Here is a 13798-nt window from a genome sequence, read left to right as displayed (position 1 = left end):
CCCTAACCCGAGGCGGATCGCATCAGACCGTCGGCCCTGCCCGCCGGTGCTGAAGGGCTCAGCGGCCGATCCACGACCTGCGCCTCCCACTCGCTCTGCTCGACGTCGACCCCCAAGATCGCCACGCCGTGACGATGCGCGTCGGCGACGATCGAGGCCACCGAGTAGAAGCCCATCGGCTGGGCATTGATCAGCGCCACGGCGAACTCCGCCGGGTAATGACATTTGAGATAGGCCGAGACATAGACCAGGTGCGCGAACGAGGCCGCATGCGACTCGGGAAAGCCGTAGCTGCCGAAGCCCTCGATCTGCTGGATGATGCGCCGCGCAAAGGGTTCGGCGATGCCCTCGGCGCACATCGCCGCCTGCAGTCGCTGCTGGTGCTGCTCCATCCGCCCATGGCGGCGCCAGGCCGCCATGTCACGCCGCAGCTGATCGGCCTCGCCGGGGCTGTAGCCGCCGACGGCGACGGCGATGCGCATCACCTGTTCCTGGAAGATTGGCACGCCGAGCGTGCGATCGAGAATCGCCCGCAGCTTGGGGTGCGGGTATTCCACTCGCTCCTCGCCGCGACGGCGACGGAGGTAGGGATGCACCATGCCCCCAGCGATTGGCCCGGGCCGCACCAGCGCGACCTCGATCACCAGATCGTAGAAGCAGCGCGGCTTCAGCCGCGGCAGCATGTTCATCTGCGCGCGTGACTCGACCTGGAACACGCCCAACGAATCGGCGCGCTGCAGCATCGCGTAGACCGCTGGATCTTCGCGCGGCACGGTGCCGAGCTCGAGGGCGACGCCGTGGCGCGCGGTGATCAGCCGAAAGGCGCGGGCGATCACGTTGAGCATCCCCAGGCCGAGCAGGTCGACCTTGAAGATCTTGAGCGCGTCGAGATCGTCCTTGTCCCAGGCGATCACCGTGCGCCCCGCCATCCGTGCGCGCTCGAGCGGCACGATGCGCTCCAGCGCTTCGCGCGACAGCACGAAGCCACCGACGTGAATGGAGAGGTGCCGCGGAAAGTCGACCAGCGCCGCCGAGAGCAGCAGGAGCTGACGCCAGCTGCGGCCCTCGGGATCGATCCCCGCGGCGCGCGCGGCCTCACCCTCCACGCCTCGCCAGCCATGCGCGAGGAAGCGCGAGACGCGCGCCAGCGCGGTTTCGCTCAGCCCCAACACCTTGCCAACATCACGCACGGCAGAGCGGTGGCGATAGCGGATCACCTCGGCCACCATCGCCGCCCGCTCGCGGCCATACTTGCCGTAGACGTATTGGATGACCTCCTCGCGACGATCGTGCTCGATGTCGAGGTCGATATCCGGCGGCTCGCGGCGCTCCAGCGAGACGAAGCGCTCGAAGAGCATGTCGATCTGATCGGGCGAGACGGCGGTGATGCCCGTCGCATAGCAAACGAGCGAGTTCGCCGCTGAGCCGCGTCCCTGACAGAGGATGTGCTGCTGGCCGCAGAACTGCACCACGTCCCACATCGTGAGGAAATAGCCGGCATAGCCGAGCTGCGCGATGATTCGCAGCTCCCTTTCGAGCTGCGGCCTGAGCTGCACGGCACGCGCCGAGCCGAGCCGCGCGACGAGGCCCGCGGATGCCAGCCGCGCCAAGCTGGCGTCCGCGTCCTCCTCCGGCGCCAGCGACTCGACCGGGTAGGCGTAACACAGCTCGTCGAGCGTAAATCGACAGCGCTCGGCGATCGCTACCGTCTGCGCCAGCGCAGCGGGAAGATCGGCGAAGAGCCGTTGCATCTGCGTCGCCGACTTGAGCCGACGCTCGGCGTTGGGCAGCAGCGTGCGGCCGGCCGCGGCCAGCGTGCAGCCGCGCCGAATACAGCTCAGCACGTCGTGCAGCTTCTTGCGCGGTGCGATGTGAAAGCAGACGTCGTTGGTCGCCACGACGGGCACCCCGAGCGCCTGCGCCTGCGCAGCGAGCACCAGCGAGCGCTCGTGCTCGCCGGGACGGCGGTGGCGCGTCAGCTCGAGGTAGAGCGCATCACCACAGGCTTCGCGCCAGCGACCGAGGGTCTGTCGCACCTCCTCGTCGCGTCCCTCGGACAGGCGACGCAGCAGGCGACTGCGCGGGCCACCGAAGAGCACCACCACGTCACGCGTCGCGCCAAGCGCTGCCAGCACCTCGTCCTGCGCCAACGCGAACGCGCCCTTGGTCGCACGCAGCCGCCCGCGGCTGATCAGGCGCGAGATCGTCGCATAGCCCTCGCGATTGCCGGCCAAGAGCACCAGCGCATCATCGGGAGCAAGCCCGCCGGGCTGTCCATCACCGTTCAGCTCGAGCTCGCTGCCATAGATCAACCGCGGCACGGCAGCGGCACCGCGAGCGCTCAGCTCTCGTGCCGCTTCCCAGGCGCGAACCACGCCGTACAGGCCCGAGCGGTCGGTGAGCGCCAGCGAACTCAGGCCCAGCTCGCCGGCGCGCTCGACCAGCTCCTGCGGATGAGAGGCCCCATCGAGGAAGCTGTAGTTGCTGCGGCAGTGCAGCTCCGCATAGGCGGCAGCCGTGGCCACGGGCGCTAGCGCAGCTCCCCGCCCTGCCATCGCTCAGTCCAGATACGCTTGCAGGTGAAACCCCGAGCGATCGCGATAGACCCACCAGCGCTCGCGATCGCCGCCAGGGCTGGCGGTGGTGAGCAGCAGGTACTCACGCTGAAAGCCTTCGGCCCACCACTCGCCCTCGAGGGCACAGGGCCCATCACTGGCGATCACGCGCTGCCATGGCCCATGCGCGCCGACTCGCACGCGGTCGCCCTGCCAAATCACGGCCAGCGGCGCTTCGAGCAGCTGCAGCACGGGCCATACACCCTCTGAACCACGGGCGGGGCCCTCGGCCTGAGCGATCGTCTCCGCCCTTCCCGCCCTTCCCGTCCCCGTCTGCTGCCGCTGCCGCACGGCGCGCGTCCGTGACGGCACCGCCACCACCTCTACCGCTGGCTGCTCCACGAGCTTCCAGCTCAGCCGCCCTTCGGGCAGATAGCGATCGCTGAGCGCTGGCCGCACAATCACCTCGCTACCGAAGGCCGCCGCCAACCGGCCGAGCGCCGCACTGAGGGCCTCTTCGGCCAGATCCTCCTGACGCTCGAACAGCCGCAGCTGACGCAGCGTGGCCACCCCGACCTCGACCGCGCGCATGGTGATCGTTTCGACGGCATCAGCGGCCGGCGCCTCGGATAACCACAGCGTCAGGAACTCGAGCAAGGCTCGCCCGTCGAGCGTCGGCCGCAGCGGACAGAAGCGGCGCGTCAGCACGCTGCGTGCGCCGTCGGCCAGCCGCAACGTGACCTCGAGCGCCGCGATCGCCTGCCGATTCACCGCCACCTGCTTGATCAGCCGATCGAGGACGCTCTTATGCAGAAAGAGCAGCGGCTCGAGCTCGGCCGTCGGATAGTCGAGGTGCAATTCGCTGCTCTCGATCAGCTCGGGCACCTCGACGCGATAGCGCTGGGCCCAACGACCGCGCAGTCGCTGCTCCAGCTCGACACCCGCCTGACCGAAGCGCCGCAACAGCGCCCCCGGCGGCAAGCGCTGCAGCTCGCCGGCATGGGTCCAGCCGAGCAAGCGCGCCAACCGCGCCAGCGCCGGGGGCAGTGGCAGCGCCTCCAAGGGCAGCTGAGCGAGGAAGGCCGCATCTTCGCCCCGTGGCACGATCACCCGCGCCGGGGGCAACGCGGCGAGAGCGCTGCGGGCGACCACCCAGGCACTGGTCGGCTGATCGGCTACCGCCACCACCACCGCCTCGAGCCCACAGTCCTCCACCAGCGCTCGCTGCAGCCGTGCGGCCAGCGCCACCTCGTCGGGATAGAGCTGCGTCAGACCGTCCAGCTCGACGAAGAAGGTCCCCTCCGCTGCGCGTTCCACATCGCGGCCCACCACCGGCGCGAGCTGATACAGCGTCTCGACCACCCGTCGCGCGAGGCGCCGCCCGAAGGTCGGATCAGGCGGCAAAATCGGCGCCGCGGGACAAACCGCCCGCGCGGTAGCCAGCGACATGCCACAGCTCAGTCCAGCCGCCTCGCCCTCGGACGAGGTCGCGATCACGACCGGGTGCAGCGCTGCCGTATCGGCGAGGATCAGCGGCTGGCCACGCCACGACGGCTCGGCCAACAACCGCGCCTGCAGCTCAAACCGTGCGATCCACAAACACGCCGTGCGACCCATCGATCCGCTCCTCTTCGCTCTGCAGCCTGTCGCTCTGCAGCCTGTCGCTCTTCACCTGGGCCCGCTGCCCCATCTGCCCGAGCTTGCTCTTGACGATCACGACCCGTAGGCCTTGCTTCTCCTGATAGTCCACGCGCAGTCGTAAGCAGCTAAAGGTGCCGAGCGCTGTGCCGAGCGCTGTGCCGAGCGCCAGCTTCGGGGTGGCCTGCTCACTGATGAACAACACCGTCGTTCCACCGCGCTCGGCGGCGAAGCGCAGTCGCGCAAGCTGGGCCAGTGGCTGCCCGCGAGGCGGCCTCAACGGCGCATCGATGACGACGAGGGTCAACGCGCTACTGGCCTGTAGCAGCAGCTCGGCGGCCTTGAGTGCAGCGGCTATCGGAGCGCGTGCTGCGGCCTGACCTAGTCGCACCACCAGCAGCCGGTCCAACCAGGCGCCGTGCTCCAACGCAGGTAAAGGATAGAAACAGCCGCTGGTGTCGATCCAAGCCACGCGCTGCCGCCGCCGCAACAGACGATCGCAAATCGCCGCCACCAGCGCGCGCTTGCCGCTCGACCGACCGCCCTCCACCTCGACCAGGCGACCCACGGGCAGGCCCCGATGGGGTAGCAGCAGGTCCAGCGCCGCGATGCCCGTCGGCACCACGGCCAGGCCCGCTACCACAGAGGCGCCACGACCAAGCTCGCGCCAGGGGCGTAGACCCTCTGCCACACGATCGCTCCCCAACCCGACGGCCTCGCCGTCGGAAGAAGCACTCCTCGCTGAGCTCGCATCGCTGAACAAGTGTTCAGTCTAGCGATCCGAGCTCTGCCCGTCAACGACCACGCGAGCCTGCGGTCACCGCGCCATCACAGCTCATCGAGCATGCGCTCGCCCTGCCCTCGGCGACACGGTCCGCGCTCAGCGCGCCACCGGGACCGCACAGCGATCATTGAGCATCCCCGGCGTCCCGCGATCACCCTGCCCATCCGTCCCGCGCCGATAGACGCTCGTCGCCACACACCATCGCGCGCCTTCATCGTTGGCCAGCGCATCGAAGGCCGCTGGATCGAGGCTAACGCTGGCCCCCGCCGCGTTGGGAAAGCGCCGGACTCCGCCGTAGACCACCGTATCGATGACCTGCCCGCCGCAGCTCAACATCAACTCGTCAGCGCTGTTGCTGAGCACGAAGCCGGAGTAGACGTAATCGATGGCCGGCTGGCGCTCACCGAGGGCAGCGGCGCTGGCCGCCAACACCACGAACCCGCGCGGCGCCACCAGCACCTCCGCCATGATCGCGTGTCGGTCGAGGCCGCCGTCATGCAGCACGCACCCGCGCAGCGTCAAAGCGCGATCGAAGGCCGGGTTGAACAGCTCGACCCATTCTCCATCATTATCTGTCGTTAGCTCTGGATTCTGCATCCACTCAGTGAAGATCAGATCGCCCGCCGCGCGCGGTTCCTCCGCGGCACCGTCGGGGGACATCGGCGGCGCCACTCCGCCATCACGAGGGCCACGAGCGCCCGCCTCACCCACCCCCACATCGGGCCAACCGCCGAGGTCCGACCACCATCCACCGCCAGCACTCGGGCTGCCCAAGGACGCCCCGGCTCCAACCGTCCCCGCCGCTTGCGATAGCTGCGCGCGACCGAGATCCGCCGCTGCTGTCACGCCGCTGTCCTCGATCGGCAGCAACCAGAAATCGCTGGCACAGCCACCACCGAGCAGCGCACCGAGCAAGGTGCCAATCAGCCCCAGGGCTGAACGCCAAGTCGCGTTCACCACCACCTCCCTTGGCCGCCAGTCGCAGTCGCGGCCCAACGCCACCTCAAAAGCACGCGCTGTGCCGAACCGTGATCCTTGAAAGTCGCGCCCTTGCCCAAGGCGTGGCCTGCGCGAACCGAAATCCGGATCCGCCGCGGCGGCCCACCGTCCAAGCCGGCGGTCGCCTCGAAGGCTGATCGGGAGCTAGCCTGCGGCAGTCAGCCGGATCGGCGCTCTAGGGTGCCAGGTTGTAGCGGAAGAGGGTGCCGGTGCTGGTGCCGACGTAGAGCATCAGGGCCCGGGTGTCGTAGGCGGGGCTGCCGACGGCGGCGCTGCCGCTGCCGACGGTCTGGGTGTTGAGCAGGGCGCCGGTGGTGAGGCTGAGCTCGCGGAGCTTGCCGTCGCTGGCGCCGACGAAGAGGCTGTCGCGCTCGGGGATGGCCAAGGGCAGACTCGCCCCAGGATAGCGCTGCTGGTCTTCCAGACCAGCGAGCCGTCGGCGTTGAGCAGGCGCAGGTGGCCGTCGGCCGTGGCGAAGAGCAAGCGGCCGAGGTGGCTGCCGCTCCAGAGCACGACCACCCCCGAGGCAATGGCGCTGCCAGCGGCGCAACTCGTGCCGAGCGCGTCGGTGGCGGTGCAGAAGGCCCGCTCGTTTCCCTTGAAGCTGGTGCAACCGTTACCCTGCGTGCTCCAGCAGCTCACGCCGTCTGCCGCGCGGACCCGATGCAGGCGGCCGGCATTGGTGCCCACATAGAGGCTGGTGCGCGTGGTCTCGGCGAAGCTGGGCGAGGCGTCGCTGTCGCCGAGGTTACGGCTCCAGCTCACCGTCCCCGGCGTCGCATCCCCCGCATCTACCGCCCAGAGCGTGCTACCGCCGCTGAGGCTCGTGCTCGTCGCAAAGAGCTTGCGGGCCGTCGCATCGTGAATCGGGCTGCCGCTGATCTGGCCCACATTGAGGGCGCCGGTGGCGCCGGCGCAGCTCCCGTTGAGCACCCAGCGACACACGCCCGTCTTGGCGTCGAAGGCGAAGATGCGATTCTGCGCGCCGCTGAGGTTGCGCGTCGCGAAGAACGCCAGGTTGCGCGTGGGCGAGACCACGGGCGCGGCGACCAGCGCCGCGCCCAGCGGCTGGTCGCCGGCGAGGCCGCTATCGGCATCGGTCGTAAAGCGCAGCGCGCCCGTGTCGGCGTTGATCGCATAGCCCAGGCCTGAGGCCGTCGCGGCATAGAGCGTGTTGAAGCTGTCGCCCGGTAGCTTACCCACCGGGCTGCGGCCTTGCACCGCATCGGCCAGCCGCGCCGGGCTGTAGCGCGGCACGCGCGCCGTCGGGCTGAGCGCATAGAGCCAGCCGCTGTTATTGCCGGCGAAGGCCACGCGCTTGGTCAGGTCCGTGCTCGGCAACACCGTCGGCGGCGCCAGGCTCGCGACCTCCGTGTCGTAGAGGATCGACGGCTCCCAGGGCGGGATGCGCCGTATGACGGCGCCGTTGGCGCCCACCGCCACGCCCATCGTCCAGTCCGCCGGCAGGGTCACGGCCAGCAAGGTCTCCGAGGTGCCCGAGCTCTCCTGCGTCCATGTCGTGCCGCCATCCGTCGTGCGCAGCACCAGGCCCCCCTCGCCCACCGCCGTGCCCTGCAGCGCACCGAGGGGGAAGCTCAGCGCGTACAGCGTCCCGTAGACCGCGGTGGTCAGCGTGCTCCAGCTGCTGCCGCCGTTGATCGTCTTGACGATGGTGCCGTTGTCACCGGCGGCGAAGCCCGTCTGCGGGCCGATGAAGGCCAGCGCCCGCAGCGTCGCCGGTGTGCCCGAACTGAGCGGGCTCCAGCTCGTGCCACCGTTGGTGGTCTTGAGCAGCACGCCGCCGTCCCCGGCCGCGAAGCCCGTCTGCGCGTCGACGAAGCGCAGCGCGTGCAGCGCCGCCGCCGTGCCCGAGGTCAGCGCACTCCAGCTCGTGCCGCCGTTGGTGGTCTTGAGCAGCACGCCGCCATCGCCCGCGGCGAAGCCCGTCTGCGCATCGAGCAGGGCGAGGGCCCGCAGCGTCGCCGTCGTGCCCGAGCTCTGCGCCGTCCACGCCAGGCCGCCGTTGTTGGTCTTGAGCAGCACGCCGCCGTCACCCGCGGCGAGGCCTGTCTGGGCATCGGCGAAAGCCAGCGCCCGCAGCGTCGCCGCCGTCCCCGCGCTCAGCGCCGTCCAGCTCGCCCCGCCGTCGCTGCTCTTGAGCAGCGTGCCGTTGGTGCCCGCCGCGTAGCCCACAGTCGTATCGACAGGGAAGGTCACCGCCTGCAAGGTCGCGCTCAGCGCCCCGGCGGGTGCGCCCCAGGCCGTGCCCCCGCACGCCCCGCAGTCGCTCGGACACGAACCGCAGCTCTCGCCCGCATCGCAGCTCGCATTGCCGCAGGCCGGCGCCGCGCACGCGCCGCAGTCGTCAGGGCAGCTCGTACACGTCTCCCCCGGCTCGCAGCCGTGCTTGCCGCAGGTCGTATAGCAAGTACCGCAGTCGCCTGGACAGAGCGCACACGTTTCGTCCGCCTCGCAGCGCGCATTGCCGCATTGGCTCGGCGTGCACAGGCCCCCGGGCGGGCAGTCCGCAGGGCAACTAACTGCATCTTCGAGCATGCCATCGCAGACGCAGTTCCCGCAGGTGGTCGCGCAGTCGCCCGGGCAACCGCCGTCTCGGCGCTCCAGGGGCGAGCAACGCCCGTCGCCGCAGATATCAGCGCCATGTGGCGGTGGCGTGGCCGCGGGTAGGACCGGAGCGGAAAGGAATCGTTCCCCCAGCACCACGGCCGGCCATCGTCAAACGTCCAGGGCGGGTGCAATTTTCGAGGCAAGCGCGACCTCAGCGACCTGCGTGCCGAGTCCCGCAACTCCGCGGCCGCCAGGAGTACGCCGGATCCCCGCACCAGCCCGTCCCCAGCCTGCCGATGGGCGCGCCCCAGCACCAGAGGCTTCCATCGGTGCGCCGCGCGCAGCTGTGAGTGGCGCTGGCCATGAAGTCCGAGTGTCGGTCCCGAGCGCCGTGGCCCGGATTGGCTTCAGCCGTCTGATGGTCGTGCCGTCGCCAATCTCCATATAGAGGTTATTGCCCCAGCACCAGACCGTTCCGTCGCTGCGGCGAGCGCAGCTGTGCTCATAGCCGGCCGCGAGGGCGGTCGCGTTGGTGCCAAGGGTTGTGACACGTACGGGTTTGAGCCGGTTGATGGTTGTGCCATCGCCAAGGCTGCCGGCTCCCATTCCCCCCCAGCACCAGGTGCTGCCGTCTCGCGCGAGCGCAGGGGTGCAGCCGGAGCAGGCGGACACCTCGGGCTGCCGTGGTGCCCAGGGTGGTGACCCGCACCGGAGTGGAGCGGTTGGCGGAGGTGCCATCACCAAGCTGTCCGCTGCTGTTGTTCCCCCAGCACCAGAGCGTGCCGTCTGTGCGCCGCGCGCACGTGTGGGCGTACCGTTCCGAGCCGCGTGTCCGCGACCGCGGTGCCGAGGGTGGTCACGGCCGCCGGGCTGGCTGTCCCACCCGTGGTGCCGTCGCCGACCTGGCCCTTCGAGTTCTGGCCCCAGCACCACAGACTGCCATCCGCGCGCGCGCTGGCCCCAGCTCGACCATTGCTTCCCAGCGCGTCACCACTGGGGGGATCAGTTGCGTGCCAGTCGTGACGTCACTGGGCTCGTGGCACCTTCACCCCAACACCGCATGGCGCCGTCCGTACGCCGCGCGCAGACACGATATGGCCCGCCGAAAAGGCGGTCGAAGGCCTTCTGGCGGCAATCGATGGGGCAAGTGCCGCTCGCCTCCGTTTCCGAGCAGCGTCCGTCACCGCAGCTCGCCTGCCGGCAGTCGGCGGGGCACGTTTCAGGGCCTTCACTGCGGCTACACACCCCGTCGCCGCACTCGCAGTTCAAAGTCAGCGCGCGCGTCGGCGCCTCCGCACCCAGAACCGTCCCGTCGCCGAGTTGCCCCCACTCGTTCGGGCCCCAGCACCAAAGCGCGCCCTCCGTACTCCTCGCGCACCTGTGCCCATCCTGGGCCATCGCAATCTCGGCCACCGTGGTGCCAAGAGCAGTGACCGCGATCGGGAATCGCCCCTCCACCCACGGGTCGCCCAGGGCCTGATCGCCCCAGCACCAGAGGCTGCGATCCGCACGCTGCGCACAGCTCCCCGAGCCCCCGCTCGCCATCGCAGCGACCGAGGTCGCCAGCGTGCTAACCATCGTTGGGCTGAGGCGGTCTAGCGTCGTGCCGTCGCCCAGCTGCGCCGCATCGTTCCGCCCCCAACACCACGCCGTGCCATCGCTCCTCAGGGCACAGCTATGGCGGGATCCCAGCGCGACTTCCGCTACGTTCGTGCCCAGCGCCGTGACTCTCACAGGACGAAGCCGATCGACGCCTGTTCCGTCGCCGACCTGACCCTGCCAGTTCACGCCCCAGCACCAAAGCGTGCCATCGCCGCGCCCCGCGCAGCTGTGGTACTCGCCGAGGCTGACGGAGGTGACGGTGGAGCCGAGAGTGGTCACCAGCACCGGGGCGAGGCGGTCGATGGTCGTGCCATCGCCGACCCCGCCATAGCTGTTCTCGCCCCAGCACCACAGGGTGCCATCGGTACGCCGGGCGCAGCTGTGCGACCCGCCCAGAGCCAGCTGCTCGACGGCTGCGGTGCCGAGCGCGGTGACCAGCGTGGGGGACCAGCGCTCAATGGTGCTGCCATCGCCGAGCTCGCCCGCGTAGTTCGATCCCCAACACCAGACCCTGCCATCAGAGCGTCGAATGCAGGTGTGGGACCTTCCCAGCGCGACCTCGAGGACGCCTGTCAGGCGGGCGCCCGCCGGCGCGATGAGGACCGGCCTGGCGACAGCGCTACCTGGGTCGGCGCCAGCCGTCCGAGCTGACCGCCAGTGCCTTGTCCGAGCTGACCCATCTCGTTCATTCCCCAACACCACACCGTACCGTCCGCTTTTACCGCGCAGGAATGGTACCCGCCGAGCGCGAAGCGCCCGATGCAGCAGCTCTTACCGGGCTCGCAGGTGGCGAAGCTGGGGCAGCGCCGAGGCGTGGCGTCGCCGAGGTTGAGGCCCATGCGGGTCTGCAGCGGGCCCGCGCCGATATCGAAGACCTGGCAGCTCCCCGCCTGCTGGGTGGGCAGCGTGGGCAGGCCCCAGTCGCGGGCCCAGGTGCAGCCGTCCTGGTACCAGCCAGCGACGCTGAGATTGAGCAGCATTCCCTGTTCGAGGGCGCCGCTGGAGGCGAGGTCGGGGTAGCTGTGGTAGCCCGGCTCGCATTGATTGAGCTCGCTGCTCTCGAAGCTGACGCCACCAGTAGCGTTGGCGCGGTTGTAGGGGCTGACGGTCACACCCGTGCGGTTGGTCGCGGTCTTAAGCGCCAGCGCGGCCAGGTAGTCGGGCTCCTTGCTGCCGCCGCCGGCGTGCGTCTCGCGCGGGTTGAGGCCCCAGGCGGCGTCCAGCGCGTAGCCGATCTGCTGCCCCGCGGCGATTGCCTCCGGAATCGAGCCGATGTGATGCTCGCGAAACTGCCAGTGGCGGCTCCAAACATTGCCGCCCCAATCGAGCTCGGAGAGGTAAATCGGCCGCGCGGAGAGCGTGCCGTCGCGGACGGCGTAGCCCGAGACGCCAGCGGCGAGCATCCCCTTGCCGCAGCGGTAGACGGGCTTGCTCTGCGCTTCGTCCCAGCTCTGCAGACAGAGGTAGCGAAAGTAGGTGCTGAAGGTCTCGGGGTTGGCGGTGGCCTCCGGTCCTGTCGTCGGGTGCAAGAGGAAGGGCCGATAGGCGCGGTCGCCGCAGGCTAGGCCGATCGCGGAGAGCACCTCGTAGGTCACGCTCTGGTCGACGCCGCCGCCAGGGTTGAAGCTGCCGTCGCCGTCGAAGTCTTCGTCAATCGCCACCGTCACGGCCGGGCAGGCCCCCGGTTCTCCGAGCGGGATGCCCGTGTCGCAGCTCTCGCCGCCATCGACCACGCCGTTGCCGCAGGTCGCCGGCACCGGATTGGCGCAGGCCTCGCGCACCAGCTCGACCTGATCCTTCAGCACCAACCAGCGCGGCACCGTCACGTGCGCCGCAATGTCATCCGATGCGTCCCCGGGCGTGCCCTGATCGAAGACGTGCGGTAGCCGCGTCGCCGGGCAGAGCAGCTCGGTCTGCGCCAGGGTGTAGCGCCCGAAGTCCGTCAGCGTCGTCGACGGGATGCGCAGCTCGCCCGCATCCAGCGCGGCCCCGGTGAGCACGCTGTTCGTCGAATTCATCGAGTTGAGCGCGTTGAGCGCGTTGAGCGCGTTCATCGAGTTGAGCGCGTTCATCGAATTCATCGAGTTGAGCGCGTTGAGCGCGTTCATCGAATTCATCGAGTTCATCGAATTTGTCGCGTTGAGCGCGTTCATCGAGTTGAGCGCGTTCATCGAGTTCATGCTGTTGGCCGCGTTCGTCGCCGCCCGCGCCACCACCCCGACCAACGCTGGCGCCTGGTCACCTCCGCTGCTGCAGCCCACGCCGAGCGCCAGGGCCGCGACGAAGCTGCCGCCAAGAGCGAAGGCCAAGCCGCCATTTGTTAGTGTGCGCATTCTTACATCTCGACTTAGCTACGATGCGCGCATGGCCAGAAAACATCAAGCCCCTCTGCATTACCGCTTACACACATGGCGCTTTTTCTGGGTAATTCACTGCCCGCCGCCTCCGCAATCGGCCTGCCCCTGCCTGCCGGGCCCAACAGCGGTAGACTGCTCCCGATGCCGAACCGGACGCCCTACGTCGGTCGTTGGTGGCACCGCGAGGGTGATCGCGTGGCTTGCACGCTTTGCCCGCGGGGCTGCCGCCTCCGGGACGGGCAGCGCGCGTTCTGCTTCGTGCGGCAAAACGTCGGCGGAGCGCTGGTGCTGACGACCTACGGGCGCAGCACCGGCTTCTGCATCGACCCGATCGAGAAGAAGCCGCTGAATCACTTCTTTCCGGGCAGCAGCGTGCTCTCGTTCGGCACGGCGGGCTGCAACCTCGGCTGCCGCTTCTGCCAGAACTGGAGCATCTCCAAGGCCCGCGAGACCGCAATCTTGAGCGAAGAAGCCGCGCCCGAGACGATCGCCCAGGCCGCCGTCCGGCTCGGCTGCAAGAGCGTTGCCTTCACCTACAACGACCCGGTGATCTTCGCGGAGTACGCGATCGACACGGCGTGGGCCTGCCGGGCCCTTGGCGTCAAGACGGTTGCGGTCACGGCGGGGTACATCACGGCAGCGGCCCGCGGTGCGTTCTTCGAGCCGATCGACGCGGCCAATGTCGACCTCAAGGCCTTCAGCCGGCACTTCTACCGCCGGCTCTGCTTCGCCGAGCTGAGTCCGGTCCTCGACACGCTGGCCTGGCTACACCGCGAGACGCCGGTCTGGCTCGAGGTGACGACGCTGCTCATTCCAGGCGAGAACGACAGCGAGGACGAGGTCGCGCGCCTCTGCGCCTGGTTCGCCGAGGCGCTCGGCCCCGAGGTGCCCTTACACCTGACCGCGTTTCATCCCGACTTCGCCCTTCGCGATGCGCCCCCGACCCCCCCGGCGACCCTGGCGCGGGCGCGGCAGCAGGCGCTCTCGGCCGGTCTCAAGCACGTCTATACCGGCAATGTGCGGGACCGCGCCGGCCAGAGCACGCGCTGTGCAGGTTGTAAGGCGCTGCTCATTGAGCGCGACGGGTATGCGCTGGGGCGCTACGCCCTCAGCGACGCGGGGGCCTGCACCGCCTGCGGGCGCGTGCTCAGCGGCCGCTTCGACGGCCCGCCCGGTCATTGGGACCGGCGGCGTCAGCCAGTGCGCCTGACAACCCGCTGAGCTTCCGCAAGAGCTCAACCGAGTGCGAAACGACCGCCAGACCTGAGCGCATGGCGCTCAGCGCGGGTCGCGCG

General features: G+C 69.5%; 9 protein-coding genes. 1 reads left to right on the top strand and 8 read right to left on the bottom strand.

The window, feature by feature from the left end:
- Positions 1 to 2 precede the first annotated feature (2 nt).
- The 8 genes from IPL40_04295 to IPL40_04260 all read right to left on the bottom strand — a co-directional run bounded on the left by IPL40_04295 (position 3) and on the right by IPL40_04260 (position 12479).
- Positions 3 to 2555 (bottom strand): error-prone DNA polymerase, encoded by a 2553-nt coding sequence (locus IPL40_04295; GenBank protein ID MBK8480385.1) that lies wholly within the window; start codon positions 2553 to 2555, stop codon positions 3 to 5.
- A gap of 3 nt (positions 2556 to 2558) precedes the next feature.
- Entirely contained in the window at positions 2559 to 4172 is a 1614-nt protein-coding gene (locus IPL40_04290; GenBank protein ID MBK8480384.1) for a hypothetical protein, read from the bottom strand.
- Positions 4135 to 4884 carry a hypothetical protein gene (locus IPL40_04285; GenBank protein MBK8480383.1) on the bottom strand — a complete coding sequence of 250 codons (750 nt, stop codon included), beginning with the start codon at positions 4882 to 4884 and terminating at the stop codon, positions 4135 to 4137. Before IPL40_04285 ends, IPL40_04290 begins: the two co-directional genes overlap by 38 nt.
- Positions 4885 to 5073: 189 nt before the next feature.
- On the bottom strand, positions 5074 to 5934 hold the full coding sequence (locus IPL40_04280) for a lamin tail domain-containing protein (GenBank protein MBK8480382.1): 861 nt from the start codon (positions 5932 to 5934) through the stop codon (positions 5074 to 5076).
- Positions 5935 to 6207: 273 nt separating this feature from the next.
- On the bottom strand, positions 6208 to 8193 hold the full coding sequence (locus tag IPL40_04275) for a hypothetical protein (protein MBK8480381.1): 1986 nt from the start codon (positions 8191 to 8193) through the stop codon (positions 6208 to 6210).
- Between the two features lie 519 nt (positions 8194 to 8712).
- Positions 8713 to 9150: a hypothetical protein gene (locus tag IPL40_04270; GenBank protein MBK8480380.1), complete on the bottom strand. Its 438-nt coding sequence runs from the start codon at positions 9148 to 9150 to the stop codon at positions 8713 to 8715.
- Positions 9151 to 9281: 131 nt separating this feature from the next.
- Positions 9282 to 9527 (bottom strand): hypothetical protein, encoded by a 246-nt coding sequence (locus IPL40_04265; protein ID MBK8480379.1) that lies wholly within the window; start codon positions 9525 to 9527, stop codon positions 9282 to 9284.
- 1191 nt (positions 9528 to 10718) lie between these two features.
- Positions 10719 to 12479: a hypothetical protein gene (locus tag IPL40_04260; GenBank protein ID MBK8480378.1), complete on the bottom strand. Its 1761-nt coding sequence runs from the start codon at positions 12477 to 12479 to the stop codon at positions 10719 to 10721.
- 165 nt (positions 12480 to 12644) lie between these two features.
- On the opposite strand from IPL40_04260, the gene amrS reads away from it, so the two are divergent.
- The gene (amrS, locus tag IPL40_04255) at positions 12645 to 13724 is read left to right on the top strand and encodes an AmmeMemoRadiSam system radical SAM enzyme (GenBank protein MBK8480377.1); all 1080 of its coding nucleotides are present in this window, start codon (positions 12645 to 12647) and stop codon (positions 13722 to 13724) included.
- The last annotated feature ends 74 nt before the right edge of the window (positions 13725 to 13798 follow it).

Source organism: Pseudomonadota bacterium (genome assembly GCA_016711215.1).
Taxonomy (GTDB): domain Bacteria; phylum Myxococcota_A; class Polyangia.
The sequence above is the reverse complement of the archived record's forward strand: the minus strand, read 5'-3'. Positions and strand labels throughout refer to the sequence as shown.